Annotated in this window: 13 protein-coding genes; 5 read left to right on the top strand and 8 right to left on the bottom strand. The window is 55.5% G+C overall.

Features of this window, described 5'->3' with window-relative positions; translation table 11 throughout:
* A partial coding sequence (locus FE784_RS28405) for a Gfo/Idh/MocA family protein (RefSeq protein ID WP_176706584.1) occupies positions 1-868 on the bottom strand: 868 nt, incomplete at its 3' end.
* 360 nt (positions 869-1,228) lie between these two features.
* On the opposite strand from FE784_RS28405, the gene FE784_RS28400 reads away from it, so the two are divergent.
* On the top strand, positions 1,229-2,110 hold the full coding sequence (locus FE784_RS28400; RefSeq protein WP_218103829.1) for a helix-turn-helix transcriptional regulator: 882 nt from the start codon (positions 1,229-1,231) through the stop codon (positions 2,108-2,110).
* A 112-nt stretch (positions 2,111-2,222) separates the two neighbouring features.
* Here the strand turns inward: FE784_RS28400 and FE784_RS28395 are convergent, their stop codons facing one another.
* Positions 2,223-2,444: a hypothetical protein gene (locus FE784_RS28395; RefSeq protein ID WP_139605631.1), complete on the bottom strand. Its 222-nt coding sequence runs from the start codon at positions 2,442-2,444 to the stop codon at positions 2,223-2,225.
* A gap of 145 nt (positions 2,445-2,589) precedes the next feature.
* Between FE784_RS28395 and FE784_RS28390 the strand changes: the two genes are divergently transcribed.
* Complete coding sequence (locus FE784_RS28390; protein WP_139605630.1) at positions 2,590-3,519, top strand: AraC family transcriptional regulator; 930 nt, start codon at positions 2,590-2,592, stop codon at positions 3,517-3,519.
* 1,097 nt (positions 3,520-4,616) lie between these two features.
* On the opposite strand, the gene FE784_RS28385 is transcribed toward FE784_RS28390, so the two are convergent.
* The 5 genes from FE784_RS28385 to FE784_RS28365 all read right to left on the bottom strand — a co-directional run bounded on the left by FE784_RS28385 (position 4,617) and on the right by FE784_RS28365 (position 11,394).
* Positions 4,617-5,693 carry a Gfo/Idh/MocA family protein gene (locus FE784_RS28385; RefSeq protein ID WP_139605629.1) on the bottom strand — a complete coding sequence of 359 codons (1,077 nt, stop codon included), beginning with the start codon at positions 5,691-5,693 and terminating at the stop codon, positions 4,617-4,619.
* A gap of 148 nt (positions 5,694-5,841) precedes the next feature.
* A complete protein-coding gene (locus FE784_RS28380; protein ID WP_139605628.1) occupies positions 5,842-6,735 on the bottom strand; it encodes an AraC family transcriptional regulator in 894 nt (297 codons plus the stop codon).
* 118 nt (positions 6,736-6,853) lie between these two features.
* Positions 6,854-7,294: an NUDIX hydrolase gene (locus FE784_RS28375; RefSeq protein WP_139605627.1), complete on the bottom strand. Its 441-nt coding sequence runs from the start codon at positions 7,292-7,294 to the stop codon at positions 6,854-6,856.
* Between the two features lie 190 nt (positions 7,295-7,484).
* Positions 7,485-8,855 (bottom strand): aldehyde dehydrogenase, encoded by a 1,371-nt coding sequence (locus tag FE784_RS28370; RefSeq protein ID WP_139605626.1) that lies wholly within the window; start codon positions 8,853-8,855, stop codon positions 7,485-7,487.
* Positions 8,856-9,018: 163 nt separating this feature from the next.
* Positions 9,019-11,394: a right-handed parallel beta-helix repeat-containing protein gene (locus tag FE784_RS28365; RefSeq protein ID WP_176706583.1), complete on the bottom strand. Its 2,376-nt coding sequence runs from the start codon at positions 11,392-11,394 to the stop codon at positions 9,019-9,021.
* A gap of 301 nt (positions 11,395-11,695) precedes the next feature.
* Here FE784_RS28365 and FE784_RS28360 point away from each other — a divergent pair, with 301 nt between their 5' ends.
* Together FE784_RS28360 and FE784_RS28355 are read left to right on the top strand one after the other, a co-directional pair.
* Complete coding sequence (locus FE784_RS28360; protein WP_139605624.1) at positions 11,696-12,712, top strand: LacI family DNA-binding transcriptional regulator; 1,017 nt, start codon at positions 11,696-11,698, stop codon at positions 12,710-12,712.
* A 29-nt stretch (positions 12,713-12,741) separates the two neighbouring features.
* Positions 12,742-12,942, top strand: coding sequence for a hypothetical protein (locus FE784_RS28355; protein WP_139605623.1), 201 nt, complete (start codon positions 12,742-12,744; stop codon positions 12,940-12,942).
* Between the two features lie 8 nt (positions 12,943-12,950).
* Here the strand turns inward: FE784_RS28355 and FE784_RS28350 are convergent, their stop codons facing one another.
* Positions 12,951-17,444, bottom strand: a complete 4,494-nt coding sequence (locus tag FE784_RS28350; protein WP_139605622.1) for a DEAD/DEAH box helicase — start codon at positions 17,442-17,444, stop codon at positions 12,951-12,953.
* A gap of 292 nt (positions 17,445-17,736) precedes the next feature.
* Between FE784_RS28350 and FE784_RS28345 the strand changes: the two genes are divergently transcribed.
* The gene (locus FE784_RS28345) at positions 17,737-18,558 is read left to right on the top strand and encodes a hypothetical protein (RefSeq protein WP_139605621.1); all 822 of its coding nucleotides are present in this window, start codon (positions 17,737-17,739) and stop codon (positions 18,556-18,558) included.
* Positions 18,559-18,650: the final 92 nt, after the last annotated feature.

Below are 18,650 nucleotides of genomic sequence, written 5' to 3'. Positions count from 1 at the left end.
GCTCGAATTTGTACGAGTTCCAAGTCCCCGCTTGGTACGTAAACGAATCGCTCCGGTAATCTTCCTTTAACTGCAGAGACAACCGTCCGTGATCCATCGCATAGACAGCCGTTCCATCCGTACCGTTCACCTCGAGTGTATATAACGGCGTATGCTCGTTCAGATAAGAGCAGTACGTCGTTTCCAGCACCGCAGTCACTCCGCCGGACAAACCGTACACGGCCGTCGTCACGTCATCGCCCTTCATCGGCGCATGCAACGTGGCCGAGTACGCCTGAGCCCACTCGATTTCGCTATAAATCCAGGAAAATAAATCGATCAGATGTACACCCAACAGATCGAGCGCTCCCGAAGCGCCCTCCATGCGCCATTGTCCGGGCTGAAGCTGTAATCCCTTGTCGGAGATCATCTTGCCCCGCAGCGAGATCAGCTTGCCGAACCGGCCTTGCCGAACCAAGTCGCGGATAAGGCGAACCGCAGGGTCTCCGCGGAAGCACATATAAATGCCCAGCTGCCGACCGTACCGCTCCGCCGCTGCCGTCATTCGTTCCGTCGCCTCTACGGTCGGCGCCATCGGCTTCTGGCATAGAACATGCTTGCCTGCCTCCAGACACCGGATCGTTACCGCTTCATGATGCTCGTTGGGAACGGCCACATCCACCCAGTCGACGGACGAATCGTTCAGCACGTCCTCCAGCCGGACCGTCCAGAGGGGAACGCCGAATTCTTCCGCCGCCGAACGGGCCGATTGCGCGCTAGTGTTACATACCCATTTTAGGAGGGAGTCGGTCAAGCGCCGGTGCGCCGGCAAATGCAGCGAGCGAGCGATAGCTCCCGTACCGATCAAAGCCGATGTCAGTTCCTTCAACTGCGATCCCTCCCCCGTCTGCGGCATCGGTATGCAACCGGCATGCGGTACAATTCGTTCAGAATACTTCTCAAGCGGGCGACGCCTTTTTCCGTTTTGGTCATATAGGGCTGAATGTGGGTCTCTACGGTAAGGCGCTCCACAGTCTGGTCGCGGTCGGGTGCTCCTGATCTCAACCTCTCCCTTGTCCCGTTCCATATCCACAATACTTTTTACGTGGTGGTCGCTCATGACAATCCTCCTAATGGATAAGATAGATCTACTTTAACAAAACCCGGGTGAAAATTGTCACATCGACTTGCGAATAAATACCACAATGTTGCGCTGATTTCATATATAATCATATACGGAGGGACGCCGATGAAACTTATTGGATTCACAGACATGAACCGCAGACCGTTCCTTTATAAGCTGCGAAAAATTGCCGAAACCCAGCAAGCCTATGATGAAACATTCCATGCGCATCAGGGGATGGAGATTCAATATATCCACGCAGGAGAAGGCCAATTGATCCTCGATCAGCGAACTTACCGAATCGAGCCGGGCATGCTGTGCCTGTTTCAGCCGTTTCAGCTTCATCGGCTGCGGATGGACATCCGCCCGCATTCTCCTTATAAGCGCAGCTTTGTGGTATTTGAACCCGCCGTTTTTGAACCGTATTTCCAGAGCTTACCCAACCTGCAGGCATTCTTTCGTACGTTGTGTCAGGATCATCTGCCGAAGCCGGTCATTTATCGGTTGCCGGAAGAGCATGAAATCATCCGGACCATAACCGGTTTGTACGACCATATACGTCCGGAAGACCCTGATGAGCTGCGGCAAGAGAAGGTCGCCCATTTTCTAATTACTTTGATTCGCCAACTGCTTCCTGTATTGTCCGACTCTAGGAACAAGGCGGATCCGATGCCGAGACCCGCTCACCGTGTGGAACAAATCATGCAGTGGATCGAGCGCTCCTATACGAAGCAATTTCGGCTGGAAGCCCTCGCGCAAGAACTGCACTTGTCTTCGTATCATGTCTCGCATCTGTTCAAAGAAACGACCGGCACCAGTCTCTCGGAATACGTAAAAGCCCGCCGTTTGCGGCAGGCTTGTATGCTTTTAACGATGAGCGAGCTATCCGTCGCTGAAATCGGCGATTCGATAGGTCTCGAGAACACCTCTTACTTTTGCAAAATTTTCAAGGAGAACAAGGGGATTACGCCCCATCAATATCGATTGCAGTGGCAACGACCTAAATGAACGAAGCGGAAAAGCGCGTGTGGTGATCAAGTGAAAGCCTCCGAATCGAAGGTCCCATACGATACGAGCGGCATACACGCTGTTGTCGGCACCCATAACGCGATCAGTCCGCTCATATGCGGAGCCGATTCGAAAGGGGCCAGTTCCTCGGCGTATGCGTCAGAAGCAGCCGCCGGCGCATCTCCTTGCCGGACGCGCCGCCGTTCTGCATCCACTCGGCCACAGTCACCCATGTATCCCGTTCGTTCACATTCACGACCTCGAAGTTGCACAGTCTCGCCCCCCGTTCCGGGACCAATATGCGTTCGGATGCGCGGATCAATATATCATACATTGAAAGCGGTTTCGCTCTGTGCAAGAGCTCTTCTTTTTTTGCCATTTGTGCCATTTGTCAAGCAAAGCTTGAGGAACCATTATGCCATTTGTTATGATGATCTCGGGAATCTTATCACGATTGCGGGTTAAGGGGGGCAGCGACAGTGACAATCGAAGTCGCTTTGAGGCGAACGATGAACACCATTCAAGTATATAACAGCAAGTTCGGAAGCAGGGCGCCGGGATGGTCTTACGAGAAGCATTACCACCCGTATTGCGAACTGCTCCACTGCCGGGAAGGCGAGATTCGGCTCGAACTGGAGGGACGCTTGCTTGTGATGTGTCCGGGAGATTGGTTGATCATCAAATCGCGTGTGAAGCACCGACTTTGGAACGAGGTCGCACAGCCCTACCTTTTTTTTCACGCTCACTTCGATATAGACGATCACGATCTTCGCCAGCTGCTGCATGCAGAGCCCTACAGGCATGTGTCCGTTCACTCAGCGTCGGCCGGCTTTCCTTCCTTCTTGGGCGATATCGGCCAAAGTCTGGAGAAGCTGATGCTCCGCCACGTACCCGAATCCGTCAAACACTTATCCCTGAAAAACTTCTGGATCAAACATCTGTCGCTTCAGGGCAGACTCATGCTGCAGGCCTATGTGACGCTGGCGATCGCGGAGATCGTGGCGCTGCAGCCGAACGACTCCGCACCGTCCGGTGACGAACCTGCCTCGGCGCAGTACAGTTCTCCTATGGAAATCGATACGGCCCACAAGATCGAGCGCATGCTGGAGGAGAACGCCCACACCAACGTTACGATCACGGATTTGGCAGGCCGGCTCGGTCTGAGCCGCACGCAATTCACGAAAGTTTTTACGAAGGTGTACGGAATTTCTCCCCGGCAGTTCGTCAGCCGCCATAAATTAAATATGGCCAAAACGCTGATCATGAACACCGATGAACCGATCGGTGAAATCGCCAACCAACTCGGTTTTTCGAACATCGGCCATTTTTCCCGCCAGTTTCGCCGCTGGGTCGGCAAGCCGCCCAGCCACTACCGTCCCAAATACAAGCTGGACGAGCCAATTCCGTAAGCCGCTCCCATCCGCAACGATAACTCCGGAAACAGACGAGGTATGAAGATTACTTGGGTGCCAATTAATATGAGACGAGGCAGCAAGAGTTGATCGTCTAACAATCTGTACGAATGCTTGAGAACCTTGGCTTAACCGTCATAATTTCCAACCTCACTGCTTCATAACATAGATAACCCTCAATAGCACACTGATGTGCAGCTTTTAAAAAACTATAGGCCGCCGCGCCTAGTTTCATATTGCCGCTTTTAGCCATTCAGTATTATTGATTTTCAGGGAGTTCAACAGACTGCCGCGAAGCGCGGGCCTCCCCTTATACTTCTTCATTTATTTAAAATTCAGTCAAGGACAAGTACATATATTCTTTTAAAAAAACGCGATTTACACAGACTCTTAATTGGCGCCCGGATGCCTGGGCTTTAGACGTAAAAGCCTCGATCAATGTCAACAACATTTTTTACTCACCATGCCCAGCTTGACATGGGGGCTACCGTTATTCTGACCACATTGACCTTCGTGCACCATGGAAATAATTTGTTGAAATACATAGCTGACTATACGACTTCTCGCAAAAGTTTACAAACTTATGTTATAAGCGCTGAAAAGTTTCCAACGACAGCATAATCGATCATTGAAGTATTGAAGTCAGAAATTTCTGTATATTCATCACAGCCCATCTGCCCCGAAAAAATAACCATATTTTACATTTCGTTGTCACTTGACACTAGGGTAGAATTTTTTTTGCAACACTGTGACGTTGCCTGTATATAGCGGCACCGGATTCCGCTATTGTCTCGAATTTCGTTTCATTCTTGAATATAGCGGCATATGCTTCCGTTATATCGATCTCTCGGGATGAAAATGGGTAGTGAACAGCGTAATAGAGGAATGGTTTTCCGTTATTTTTCTGTCGACACTGCTATTCGGGTTAATAACATACGCCAGTTCCGCTATTTTATGGAATCGCGCTCTCGAGAGCGCAGACTTAGGCAGGAAGGCTTTACCGATCATGCGACGCATGCACTTCTGTATGCGAATTATGCTGTCGTAGAAAAAAAGCCTTTGCCCCTGCAATCGGGACGAAGGCTTTATGCGCATTAACCGTTAGCGTAAATTTGCGGGTTTTGACGGCGGCATTCTTCCATGACCGCCATTTGCTGGCGAACTTGTTGAGGAGTGATCTCCAGCGGTGCTCCCGTCGTAATCGTGTTGTGCAGCATGTTGTATACCGATGCCGTGTTTTGGTCGAACATCGAAAGTCCGTTCGATGCCTCGAACTGCCACGAATCTTCGTACCAAGTCAGCTTCTCGCTGCAGTAAGCGGGCTCGCCGTTGGCGTTGAACAGCGGCGCACGGGTCAGCTCTTGCTCAGGCGCTTCTTCCGGCTTGAAATATTTCCATTGCAGCTTTTGCGTGTTGCCCGTCAAGCCGCCGTTCGTTCCTTGCACCGTGAATTGCGGTCTGGGATATGTGGAGCACGACGAAATTTCCAAATCGATCGTCGGACGGCCTTGTCCGCGCATAATGATTTTGACATAGTCCTCGGCGTCGCCGAACGTGTTGGCGCGGTCCATAATACACGTGATTTGCGGCATAATGTCCGTTCCGAACAATTGCAGCGCTTGGTCGACCGGATGCGGGCCCGTGTTCAGCAGGTTGCCGCCGTTATTCGCTTGCAGCGTCTGCCAGTCCCAGCGGCGGGCAAAGCCGTTGTTCGTGAAATCGACTTGCACGACGCGGCCGAGTACGCCGGACTCGATAATTTCGCGAATTTTTACGAAAGCCGGCATATAGCGGGATTGTTGGAACACGGCAAGTATTTTGCCGTTTTTCTCCGCGGCGGCGATCAGCTGATCGACCTCTGCCGGAGACTTGGCCAAAGGCTTCTCGCACAGCACGTTGACGCCTTTATTCAACAGGTCCAGCGAAATCGGGAAGTGCAAATCGCTCGGGGACGCGTTTACGACAAGATCCAGATCTTCGTTTGCAACCATTTCTTCGTACGTTCCGTAAGCTTTGCAGCCGAACTCCTGCTCCGCGCGTACGCGGCGCTCTTCCAAGCCGTCGGCAATAGCGACGATTTTGTATTTGTCCGCCAGCTTCACCAACAGATTGCCGTGAATGTTCCGGCCGCTGCGGCCTTGTCCGATAATACCCACCTTTAAAACGCTCATTGGTTTCGACTCCTTTAGTATCCTGGTTAGGAAGCTTTAGATGATTCCTGACTTTCGGAAAACGTGAACAAACCGCTACACACGTCTAAATATACCGTGTAACGGTTGTTGTCGCTTGCACTATTTTTATAATCCCGTTGCTTTATTTTTAGTTATTGAGCGTCGATTTTTTGTAATCCGTCGGCGTCATGCCCGTCCGCTTCTTGAACGTACGGATAAAATGGCTCAAATGGCGGAAGCCGACCTGAAAGCAAATTTGCGTCATCGTATGGGCGCCGATCCGGATCAGCTCCTTGGCCCGTTCGATGCGAACCTCATGGAGATACTCGACGAAGGTTTGCCCTGTAGCCTTCTTGAACAGATGACTGAAATACGCCGGCGTCATATTGGCGATGACCGCTCCTTGCTCGAGCGGAATGTCCTGCCCGTAGTTTTCGTGAATATATCGGACGACGTCCTGGAACTGGTGATGCTGGGAACGCTGCTCGGCCACGTTCTGACGCTGACGCTCCGTCTTGCGGAACTCCCTGTCGATCAGAATGAGCAGCTTGACCACGTTAATCTGCACCGAGAATTCGTAGCCTTCTTCCCTTACCTCGACTTCCTCCTGAATATCCTGCAGCAGCTGCTCGACTAGAAGCTGCTTGTCTTGGGAAATGTGCAGCCAAGGCTGGAGCCATTCGGAGGCGGTGCCCGATTTCCCGTATTGCACGACGTGCTGAAACAGCGATCTTGAAAACGGCTTCAAATGATCCCCGAGAAATGCGGGCATGAAATCGAGCAGCACGAACTCGAATTCCTTGTCTTCGATCGTATTGAGGCAATGCGCCCGCCAAGGCGGGATGATGAACAAATCACCTTTGCCGACGGTAAGCGTTTTATCGCAAAAATGATGAATGCCGACACCCCTGACGACATAAGCCATCTGAATATAGTCGTGCATGTGGAGCCGTTGCATCATTTTGCTGCTCTTATGCCGAATGAATTTGAACTGGAAATCGTCGGTCAGCTGATCCTTGAAATGCAGCACCTGGGCGCTCATGACGTTCCTCCATTGATACGGCAGTTAGTAAGCAAAAATAGCATGCCGCACCTCATCTATAGTCTATTACAAATCGGAGAGGCAGACAACAGAAGGGGCGGGCGGAACGTGTCCATAATTAGTCTGTAAATCGGCATCGGCATCCCAAATGCTCGAGCACTTTGGCCAGCAGCACCGGATAGATTGTCGGATAAGTCAGGCTGGACGGAACATTATCCACCAAGTCGATTTCGGCAATCTCGAACGGCGGAAGCGGGCCGATCTCCTCGATTTGCGCATAGTACAGCATGCCGAAAGATTCCGCGCTGTCGTCGCGCGCTACGGAGTATACCGATACGGGCGCAAGCTTGCAATGCAGCGTCCCGGTCTCCTCGTACAGCTCCCGGAGCGCCGCTTCCTCGGCCGTCTCGCCCGGTTCGATATGTCCTCCGGCAAATTCCCACGTATCCCGTGCGGCATGGCGCGATACGAGCCACTTTCCGTTCATCCTGGGGATAATCGCGACATACTCGAGCTCGTATTCGAAACCGGGTTCCGAATCGTACAGGTTCACTTTCATTTACTGCTTCTTTCTCCTTTCCTTAAACGGCCCCGCACAAGTCGGCCGGCTTCGTTTTCTCTTCCTGCAGCCGTTCCATCAAACTCGCCGCGGCCACGGCTTCGATCGGATTCAATCAGCATAGCAGAGCCATACTGCCGTTTGAGTCCGATCGGCAAACCGTGCATCCACGCTCCCGCCCGCTATGCGCTTACTTTAAAAATCTGCGCATGAAGCGATAGCCTGCTTTGGAGGACGGATAACGAAACGGTATATCGAAAGCGGTCGTCTGCTTCAGCACGCTCTTGTAATGCGAAAAAGCGCGGAAGCCGTATTCGCCGTGATAGCTCCCCGTCCCGCTTTCGCCGACGCCTCCGAACGGCATATACGGATTAGCCAGATGGAGCAGCGTATCGTTGATGCAGCCGCCTCCGAACGATACCCGCGTCAAGACGCGCTGCTGAACCGAATCGTCCTTGGCGAACACATACAGCGCAAGCGGCTTCGGCTTCTCCAGCACGAACCGGATCGCCTCGTCGATATCTTCGTATTCCAGTACCGGAAGAATCGGTCCGAATATTTCCTCCTTCATCACATTGGCGTCCGGAGACACATTTTCGATTACAGTAGGCGCTATTCTCATGAGCAGCGGGTCCGTCTCGCCCCCGATCGCGACGGTGCCTTCGTGCAAATACCCTTTCAACCGGTCGAAATGCCGTTCGTTGACGATTTTCGTCATATTCGGGTTGCGGATTGGCGTTTTGCCGTAAAAGCGTTCGATCTCGCCTCGCAGCCGGTCGAGCAGCTCCTGCTTCGCTTCCCGGTGAACGAGCAAATAATCGGGAGCGACGCAAGTTTGACCGCCGTTCGTAAATTTGCCGTAAGCGATTCTTCTGGCCGCCAGCTTCAGATCGGCGTCCCGATGTACGAGGCAAGGGCTTTTCCCACCGAGCTCCAGCGTCACCGGAATAAGCTTTTTGGCTGCGGCTTCTGCGACAATTTTGCCGACACGGGAGCTACCGGTGAAGAAGATGGAATCGAAAGGCTGCTCCAGAAGCTCCGCGCTATCCTCCGGACCTCCCTCCACGACCGCAATGTACCGCTGATCGAAATTGTCCCTTACCAAAGCGGCGATTAGCGCGGAAACGGAAGGCGTAAGCTCCGAAGGCTTCAAAACCGCCGTATTGCCTGCCGCGATCGCCGCGATCAGCGGAGCGAACGTGAGATTGACCGGATAGTTCCACGGCGATATGATCAGCGCGGTGCCGTATGGCTCGGGCGTAACATAGCTCTTTCCCCCTACCGCGAACCCCGATCTCACCTTCCGGGGCTTTACCCAGCGCTTCAGATGCTTCATGGCGAAGCGGAGTTCGTGAAGCACGATGCCGATCTCCGTCCCGTACGCCTCCGCCTTCGGCTTGTTCAGATCGCGGTGCAGCGCGTCGAATATCCGCTCCTCCGCTCCAACGATCGTTTGCCGCAGCTTTTGCAGCATATCGAGCCGGAACCGCACGTCTCTCGTAATGCCGCTGTCATAATATTGCTTCTGGCGTTCGACGAGCTCGCCGATGGGAACGTCCATGCCGATTGCTCCTCGCTCAGTTTATTTGTAATCCTACCCATTATTGTAGGATAGTATCGGCATAAAATCCATCCGCTCCCAACAACGTTCAAAAAACTCCGATCCGCGCAGGCGGAACGAAGTTTTTTGGCAAACCGTTCATTGTCTCCCGGCCGCCGAAGAGTTAGGTCTGGATCATGCCGAAATCGCGCATAGCCTGCTTCAGCCTGTTCATCTCGTCCTCGAGCTCGGTAAGCGTGGAGCCGGACGTATCCGCAAGCGCCGGCAGCGATCCCGTATGACCGATCGCATAATAGGCGGGCGGCGAGAAGGAGACGGCGCTCGGCACGGTTACGGCGGCGGATAAAGGGGCGTTGACGCGCAGCTCGGTACCGGCGATTCGATTGATACGCCTCACCTGATTGCCGGTCGCGATGCGTATCCATTGCCCCACCTTCAGCGCGGATGCGTCGTTGACCGACACTTTATACGAACCGACTGCGCCGGTAGCCGTTACTCCCGCCAATACGCCGAACGTGCCTCCGCCAACGATCCGGTATCCGGCAGGCGATTTACCCGGATCGACTGTGTTTCCGACCGCAAGTACGACCGTGCCGGCCTGATAAGTCGTTCCGGACTCCAGGAGCGGATCGTCAAAATTCACCGGCGTGTACTTCAAATATTTGTCGGCAGCATCGGTCTTCACCGAGCCGTGCAGGTCGAGCCAAAGTCCGCCCTGCTTGGATGTAATTCTGTTGTCCGACACTTCCACGTTCGTGAACGTTCCGTCGGCGGCGTTCAGCCGAATCGAATACAGCCCTTGGGACGTCTCGTAGGTCTCCCGGATCGAATTGCCGCTCACTACCGCCCCTTCGACCGTGGAGCGAAGCAGAATGGCCGCCTTGTACGCTTCGTTTCCGGCCGGATAATGGCCTGCGTTAATGATCACATTGTCCGTAATTTGCAGATTGGCCATCGTACCGATTTTGTTCGTGTTGCCGATATGAATGCCGGTTATGGGAGCGTTTTTGATGATGTTGTCGCTGATGACGATGTTGCGAACGTCGGTTTCCCGGACAAATCCGATGCCGTAACAGAACGCTTCCAGCAAATTGCCGCGCTTCGTCCACTCTTCCTCGCACGTAATCGTGTTGCCGACAATTGCAATATTTTCGAAGGAGCCCGTATGGTCCGGCGGCAAATAGCCCGGAAATGCGCCGATCCCGACCATCATCGTGCGTGCTTTGGCGGCGTTCGCCAAACTGATCGTATTGCCGCTCACCGTCACGTTTTTCAAAGGATACTGCTTGTATGGCCAAAATTGAATCGCATGGACGGCATTCGTAAACGTGTTGCCGGTTACGGTAATATCCGCATGCTCGCCGCTTTGCTCGCTGGACTGGATATGTACGCCAGTCACATAGCCGTCGGACACGTTGCCGGAAACGACGCTTTGTCCCGTATGCGTCTCGATCGCCCCCATCGCTTTCTCGCCGGGAGCGGCGTAAAATCTGCAGTTCGTCACGGTATGCCGCTTCCCGTTCATGTAAACGGCGGAGTTGTCGTATCCGTCATAACCGCGCGCATGCACGAAATGGAACGTGCAGTTGTTGACTGAGGCGCCGACTGACGCGGGATTGTTCAGAACGACCGTGTTCCAACCGCATATCGGGTCGAACAAGCAATCCTCGACGACGATATTCTCGTAATCGAACAGGCTGATGCAGTATTGGGTCCAATAGTAGTCGGTCCGGCGATGGTCGATATTGCAGGTCGTATTGCCCGTCGGATTCTGGTCGAAGCGCAGCCCGCGGATCGAAACATTGCTCACCTTCGGCCATGTTTGAAAATTGCCGATGATCGTCCAGTAGTCTCCGGCATCGTCCTTTACTTTAATAACCGAATTCGGACCTTCGCCGAGCAGGTTGACGTTGCTTTTCGGCACGATTCTCCGGGTCTGCATGTACGGGGCAACGATGTAAGTGCCTTTTGGAAAAAACACCGTTCCGCCGCCCAACGCAAAAACCTCGTCAATCGCCTTTTGGATGACATCCAGGTCGTCGGTCGATCCGTCTCCCTTCGCGCCGAACCATTTTACGCTGTAAAGGCTATTTTCGACGATTCGTTTGAAGCGCGCTCCGGTGGAGGACACGAGCACGAGGCCGGTGTTGTCCGACGTTGACGAATCTGCGGAATCATACCTGAAAAATCCTTCCTGACCGGGATCCGTCACATAATACAATACCCCGTCCTCCGGACTGGAATTGGAGCGCAATGACGCGATTGACGATTTCACAAAATCTCCGCAGCACGCTGCTTCACCTCCGGCATAAGTCGTCGACGTAACGGAACCCGGACTTCCGCCGCCGGCGTTGACGATACTGAGCGTCGTTCCGTACGCGACCGCGGCGGCACCGGCCGCGCCGAGTGCAGCGAGCAGCTTTCGGCGGCTCATCGTACGCTCCGCCGCCTCCGCCCCGGCAGTTGCCTTGTCGCTTTGGCGCAGCGGCACCGTGCCCTCCCACTTTCCTTCCGAATCGTTGCCATCCGCCATCATCATCCTATCTCCTCCCGACATCTAGTATCAGCAGCTCCAGATTTGGCACCGGCAGGCGACAGCTCTGCTCAACCGGACCGATCCGAAAGGCTCGCACCGATCGAGTGAAGGAATCTCCTGAAAGGAAGCGCTTTCAAAAGCTGTTGACACTATCATATCGCGTACAATGATAAATGGCTTTGCCTCATCAACCGTTTTTTTTGCAGTCCCGTTTGCAAATTGGTACGAAATTTTTGCACGATTGTTGCTCACGCTTCCATAATTCACTACAATGGGTAGTGACAAACTAAAGAAGGACGGTCGTATGGTAACGATTTACGATATCGCGAAGCGGGCGAACGTATCCGCGATGACGGTGTCCCGGGTGATTAACAACTCCGGACGGATCAGCGCGGGAACCCGGGAAAAAGTGAAGCGGATTATGGAAGAACTGAACTATATCCCGAATTCGACGGCTCGCAGCTTGGTGAAGCAGGAGACGAAGATGCTGTCCCTCCTCATTACCGACATTACGAACCCGTTTTTCACCACGCTTGCCAGAGGCGCCGAGGATGCCGCGCACCAGCTCGGGTACAAGCTGCTGTTCGGCAACAGCGACGAAAAGTTGTCCAAGGAAAAAGAATACGTCGACATGGTGCTGTCCACCCGCGTCGACGGCTTGCTGTTCGCTCCGGCTTCCGATGCTTCGGCGGACCATTTGGCGATGCTGAACGTCCATCGGATTCCTTTCGTCCTCGTAGACCGGGAAGTTCCGGGCGTAGAGGCGGACATGGTACTCGGAGAAAACCGCACGGGAGCGTTCCAGCTTATGGAGCATCTGGTTTCCCTCGGTCATAGAAGAGTGGCGCTGATCAACGGCTTCGGCACCGTTTCTACGGCGAGGGAACGATATGCGGGCTACCGCGAAGCGTTGGAGCGTCATCGTTTGCCGTATGACGACTCGATCGTATTGGAGTATGGCTACAATCGTTTTGACGATCCGGCCAAGCTCGAACGCATACTTCGCATGCCGGATCCTCCTACCGCGATTTTCGCGGCGAATAACATGCTTGCCGTCAGCATTATCGGCTATTTGCGGGATAGAGGCGTGAGCGTTCCCGAGCAAATATCCGTCGTTTGTTTCGAGGACGTGGGCATGGCTTCGGAGTTGGACCCGTTTTTGACGGTAGCCGTGCAGCCGGCGTACGAGTTCGGATACCGGGGCATTGAGCTGCTCATGGAACGGATACGCCGCAAAGAAGAGATGGAGCGGCAGACGATCCGGCTTCCTTCGGAATTGATCGTCCGGAAATCGGCCGGAGCGCCGCCGCATCGATTATAGATCATAAACAACGGAAAGGATGTCAAACAGTGGGTACCGTTAATATTTCCGGACTTGAACCCGGCTTTTTCATTACCGTCGCCGTATTTATTCTTTTTATTTTATCCATGCTCGGGATGGGAGTACTCAGCCTGTTCCAGCAAAAAGCCCGCACCGGCATTCTATATTTCGTCGCCGGCGTCATCGGAATCGTAGCCTTCGCCGTCATCCTGAACGTCTGGTACGTGTGACGCAGTCGTCACACGCTCCTCAAGCTGCTCGGCCACAAAACGAACGAGTCGCGGTCGGACTCCGCACCGATGCGCCTGAACATGTCGGCCGCCTCGGTTTGCGGCGCGGCTGCGCCGTTCCAGCTGGCCACCACGATTTTCCGCAAGCCGGATTGCCGGAGCATGACGCGGACCGCCTCAAGCACAACTTCGGCTTCCTCCTCTTCCTTCAACCACCCGGGATCCATCGTGACAAACCGTTTCCCGTTGTTCTCGATCCACAACACCCACCGGCCCCGCAGAAACACGAGAAAATTGCCTGGCTTGCGCGCGAACGACCCCGTCGTTTGCTCCGGCCACTTGAGCATGGCTCCGTACGGGTTCGCGGGATCGACCGAGGATAGGACAATCGTCTCTGAGGCGCTTGCGGCCGACGGCTGTCTAAGCCGCTCCACCGTCTCCGGAGTCGATACTTGCATGTGCGTAATTCCATGGATCCAAAATCCTCTCGCCAGCATCCCCCAATCCTCCAGCTTGCGCATCGTATCCTGCAGTCTGTCGGCTTCGGAAGGAATATAGCGGGTCAGTACATCGCGCGTAATGACGCCGTAGCCGTTCAATAAATGATGGATCCATGATACGACCGTCTTCTCCCGCGAGCTTTCCGAAGCGGAATCGGTCGCGTTAGGTCCGATCCCCGAACCGGCCGGATTTTCCGATGCGGACACCGCATACCATCTGCCCAAGCCCGATTGAAATCCTTTCCTGGATGCCGAACGCGCAGACCCCTGCCCGTGCATGCGAATCGGAGCGAACTGGTCGTTGGCGACACGCCCTTCCCAGACGAGACGCAGCAGCTTCTCCATCAGCTCGGACGGCGGCAGGCCCGTTTCCCGGCTGAGGCCGGTCAGGAAGCTCGCTCCTTTGCCGCGAAGCAGGGCCAGAAGCTCCGGCTCGGACGAATGCCCATCCGTGTTAATGCAAGGCGCATACAGCTCTTTCGATTCGGCCAGGAAAAAGGCGATGCGCCCTTCCTTCTCGCCTTCGTCCTTCCGCCCGAGCCATACCGCCTCGCCTCCGGCACACAGCAGATCGAGCATGTCCTTCTTGTAATCGGCAACTCGGACCGGGAATAGAAACGACTCCCAGTGCGACAGTGGCAAAAAGTGCCCCTGCAAGCCGGCTATCGCTTGGCGAAGCCCGTCGATCCCGCTTAGACGGGTATCCGGCGAAACGTGCTGGAGACCGAGCAGCAGCGTGCAATACCGGTTTTGCTCCACCGGCTCGGCGCGCTTGCGCATTTGTCCGATCGAGAACCGCAAAAGTCTGGATGCGGCGTTTTTGCTCGTCCAAAGCGGATCCTCGTGAGACTCGGCAAACGGCGAACGTTCGATCGTCCCGTCATCGGCCCACTTTCCGATCCATTCGTCCGCCAGTCCCTTTCCAATGCCGTATCGCTCTGCGAGCTGCTCCGCCGTAAAGGCGATTTGCCGCTCGGCGTACCTGCGCATAATGAAGGCGGCCGATACCGGATCATCCGGGAAACCCGCGTACGTCTCGGTCTCATCCGCGCATATCCACCGGCGTTCGCCTCCAATCGCAGCTTCCCGAACGCGTCTGCTTCCCCGCAGCTCCTCCAGAGCTTCCTCGGCAGGCTCTTCCGAGCCTAGCCGGTTGCGAATTTCGGCAAAGGTCAGATCCCCTTGCCTTTTCAAAATCCGGTACAGCCGCTCGGACGGGCTTGCCGGGCGCACGATCACGCTTCGTTCGCCGCGATTTTCCGACGCCTCGTCACCTTCCTCCTCCGGCGGATTAGAGGAGGCATTGAAATCGGCCCCCCCGTCGATCCAAGCTTGCGCCTCCGCCGAATCCATCAGCTGCTGGAAAGCCGCCGGCTCGAAAAACTGCCCCGCCAGCTGCTTGCTGACCGTAAGCAGCCGGTATTGGATATCCTGCGATACGGCATCCGACTCGTACATGACCGTATTGACGAATTCCCATACGAACTGGGAAGCGAACGGCGACGGATAGCCGGACCGCTTCGTGACGAGCTTGATACCGCCATCATGAATGGCTCTGAGCAGCTCCTTCACCTGATGGGGATCGAGCGAGTCGTACATGCAGATCCGCATCGTTTCCCTTATAAACGGGAACCGGTCCGCATAGGGCAGCGACTCCTCCAGCAGCCGCTCGCTCCTCATCCGCTGCTTCCACAGCGGAATCCGGGAGAAGCCTCGCGCCAGGAGCAGCGACGTCTGCGCGAGATGGCGGAACGTAATGCCGAAGAGCGGGGACGAAGGAATCGCTTCGGCCAACAGCTCCTCCAAATTATGCTCCGTCACGCCCAGCCACAAGTCGGCGTAAGCCGGCTTCCACTCCGAGAAAATAAACTCGATTCCGTTATCCCGCACGTACGTATAAATCTTCGATTCCGCATTCGCCTCGTACAACCGCTGCAGAGCAAGCATCCACGTACGGTTCGTTCTGCGTCCGAACATAGTATGAAGAACGAGATGGTGCCGCTTTGCATCGTCTTCATAATACTCTGTGACGATTTTGCGATGGTGCGGCACGCTGCTGGCGGAGTTTTGGGCCGATACGAGCCCGGCGAGCGACGCGGCGGCGTGCTCGTCCATCCGGTACTCGGACATCAGCCATGCGACCGTAGTCGCTTCGGCCTCGGTGTCGGCTCTTTGATCCAATTGCTCCAGCAGCTCGCCGACCAGGCAGGACAGCTTGTAAGACCTGCCGACGCCATCTCCGCGCCAAAACGGGATTTCGCTGAAGGCGTTCGCGGCGACCTCGGAAGCGTAAATCCGGTCGCCTTTAATGGAAGCGATCCGATACGAGGACGTCCCCAGTTGAAACACGTCGCCGACCCGGCTCTCATGAACGTATTCCTCGTCCAATTCGCCCAAATGCACTCGCGCCTCCGCATGGTATACCGGATAAGCGGAGCTTTGGGGAATCGTCCCCGCGCCGGTAAGCACCGCCGCCGACGTTTGGCGAACTCCGCGCAGCATTCCGCTCTCGCGATCCCATTCCAGCAGCGGACGGCAATGAGGATAATAACCCGCGAGCACCCGCAGCGCTTCGCTCAGACGTTCGTGCGATACGTTCCGGAAGCTGTCGCTGCGGCCGATCAGCGCCAGCAGGTCCGCGATCGGCCATTCGTTTACCGCCACCATCGCGGCGGCCTGCTGGCAGAACACGTCGATGCTCCCTTCGGGAATGCGAATTTCCTCGATTCGCCTTGCCGCGATTTCTTTGGCGAGAACGGCGCACTCCGCCAATTGTCCGCGATGCCGTGCGATAATAATTCCCCGGCTGACATCGCCGACGGAATGACCCGCCCGGCCGATTCGTTGAATGCCCGATGCGGCGGATTGCGGCGAATCGATCTGGATCACGAGATCGACGTGCCCGACGTCGATGCCGAGCTCCAGCGACGATGTCGCGACGAGACAGCGCAGCGAGCCGTCCTTCAAGGCTTTCTCCGTTTCCAGCCTGCGCTCCCGCGACACGCTGCCGTGGTGGGAACGCGCCATCTCGCTTCCCGCATAATCGTTAAGATGAAGCGTTACCCGCTCGCACAGCCTCCGGTTGTTTACGAAGACGAGCACCGACCGGCTGCCTTCCATCAGCTCCAGCAAGCGACTGGCGATCACGGTCCAGACTTCGGACCGCTTTCCTCTCGCAGACTGCATCTCCGGCATCGTCACGGTGACGTCGAACGTTTTCGCCATAGCGCTCGCCACGATGGCGACAGGACGCTGCCGGAGCTCCTGCCGGTCGGCACTCTGTCCGTTATCCGGAGATTCGGTCGTCCAGCCGCCGAGATAGCGAGCGACCCGCTCCATCGGATTAATCGTCGCGGAGATGCCGATCCGCTGCATGGGCCGGCCGCACAAATGCTCCAATCGCTCCAGCGTGACGGACAGATGCATGCCGCGCTTGTCTTCCGCCAGGTCGTGAATTTCGTCGACGATCACTTGCTCGATCGTGCGGAGCGTTTGCCTCGCCTTCTCGGAGGCCAGCAAAATATAGAGCGACTCCGGTGTCGTGACGAGCACGTCCGGCGGATTGCGCAGCATCGACGCTCTCGTGCTTTGGGTCGTATCGCCGGTACGGACGCCCGCGCTAATGCGGGTCCACGGCGAGCCGGTTCGTTCCGCGTACTCCCGACCGTATGGCTCCAGCTCGCCGACGAAACCGAGAAGATGGTCGTGAATATCGTTGTTCAGCGCCTTTAACGGGGTCACGTATAGCAATCGGACGCCCGATTCGACGGAGCCGCTCTTTCCTCGCGCGATCCTGTTCATGCATGGAAGCAGCGCGGCCAGCGTCTTGCCGGACCCGGTAGGCGCGGCCAGCAGCACATTTTCGCCGGTCGATACGGGCTCCCACGTCCTTTGCTGAATGTCGGTCGGTTTTCCGAATTTGTCCCGGAACCATGCGGCGATTGCCGGATGACAATCGCGTCCCGGTCCTTCCTCTCTCTCCGGTCGAACGGTGTCGCTCATTCATTAGTCCGCCTTTCCGCCTCGGGCCGAATATATGTTCCGATTATACACGAATTTCCTGAAATTGAAAAAGCGGGAGCCTCTCTTCGCTTCCGGCGTGAACTTAGGTGCTCCACCAAAAGTAATCGAAATACGCTCCGAAGCACAGCTTCACTTTTCGAGGTAACTTTAGCATGCCAATTTCCCGAATAATGGGATAAAGAATTCGTCTTGCCGCCCGGTTATGATCCGTCCCATCCGACATCGGGCGGAACGGGAACTTCAAGAGGCCGGGTGCGGAATACCGCGAATTATGCCAGCTACGACGACAAAATACCGGACGGCGATCGTGTATGGACCTACCCTGTCGACGAGACCGGTCAAGCTGTTCGATGTATTGCATTCCTGGAGCAACAAGGAATTCGCCTTAAACGTGAAACCGACCGGTACGAGCCTCGCGTCCCAATGGCTGTCCGAGCACGTCAATGTGCCGACCGTATTCGCGGTCTCCCAGCGCTGCTATTTCGACGATGCGGAAGTAACCGACTGGACGCCGAACCCGGCCATACGCCCGGTCAAATCGGTAAGGATCGTCCAGCAAATGTTAGGCAAGCATCCGAACGACCCGGCGAATCCGCTCGCCGAAATCGATTGCGTTCATACCTTCAGTGCAAACGGCGTGTCGGTCAAAGCAAAGGTCGAATGGTTGAGAGCGGTTACCGTGTCGGCCGGCTACGGCATGATGCTTCCGGTCGTCGGACCGTTTGCCGCGAAGCTGGCGGCAAGCTTAGGCAATCGTTACGACGCAACCGCGACGAACGGAAGCACGACCAATTTGACCGAAAACGATCAAGCCTCGAGGTACGCCTTCGTTCATGGCTCTTCTGGAACGAACGGAGAATCGGATACCGTAGTCGCGATGACCGTTCACGACATCGCCAAAACGTTCCGCTACGGACAACCGGTGCGCCGCAGCTCTGGCTCGATCGTATGGCTGCAGCACCGCGACGACACGATGCAGAAGCTGTATCCGCAAGCGTTCGAGCAGCACATTGCCGCCGCGGGGGAAACGTATGAATGCGGCGGAACCTATTTTATCGGAGAGTTGCCGCTTGCCAGCCGGTTTTACGGCTGACTCGTATTCCAGTTCGCAAGCACATTCCAGTTCGCAAGCACATTCCGGTACGCAAGCACATTCCGGTACGCAAGCACATTCCGGTACGCAAG

Origin of the sequence: Paenibacillus hemerocallicola, assembly GCF_006265175.1 — a bacterium.
Taxonomy (GTDB): domain Bacteria; phylum Bacillota; class Bacilli; order Paenibacillales; family NBRC-103111; genus Paenibacillus_AB; species Paenibacillus_AB hemerocallicola.
Note: the sequence above shows the minus strand (reverse complement) of the source record. Positions and strands in the feature narration are given on the sequence as shown.

Excerpts from the sequence above, each read along its gene's own strand:
- FE784_RS28360 (WP_139605624.1), top strand. The coding sequence starts at position 11,696 with ATGGTAACGATTTACGATATCGCGAAGCGGGCGAACGTATCCGCGATG.
- FE784_RS28400 (WP_218103829.1), top strand. The coding sequence starts at position 1,229 with ATGAAACTTATTGGATTCACAGACATGAACCGCAGACCGTTCCTTTAT.
- FE784_RS28345 (WP_139605621.1), top strand. The coding sequence starts at position 17,737 with ATGCCAGCTACGACGACAAAATACCGGACGGCGATCGTGTATGGACCT.
- FE784_RS28350 (WP_139605622.1), bottom strand. The coding sequence starts at position 17,444 with ATGAGCGACACCGTTCGACCGGAGAGAGAGGAAGGACCGGGACGCGAT.
- FE784_RS28385 (WP_139605629.1), bottom strand. The coding sequence starts at position 5,693 with ATGAGCGTTTTAAAGGTGGGTATTATCGGACAAGGCCGCAGCGGCCGG.
- FE784_RS28365 (WP_176706583.1), bottom strand. The coding sequence starts at position 11,394 with ATGATGATGGCGGATGGCAACGATTCGGAAGGAAAGTGGGAGGGCACG.
- FE784_RS28370 (WP_139605626.1), bottom strand. The coding sequence starts at position 8,855 with ATGGACGTTCCCATCGGCGAGCTCGTCGAACGCCAGAAGCAATATTAT.
- FE784_RS28380 (WP_139605628.1), bottom strand. The coding sequence starts at position 6,735 with ATGAGCGCCCAGGTGCTGCATTTCAAGGATCAGCTGACCGACGATTTC.
- FE784_RS28395 (WP_139605631.1), bottom strand. The coding sequence starts at position 2,444 with ATGTATGATATATTGATCCGCGCATCCGAACGCATATTGGTCCCGGAA.
- FE784_RS28375 (WP_139605627.1), bottom strand. The coding sequence starts at position 7,294 with ATGAAAGTGAACCTGTACGATTCGGAACCCGGTTTCGAATACGAGCTC.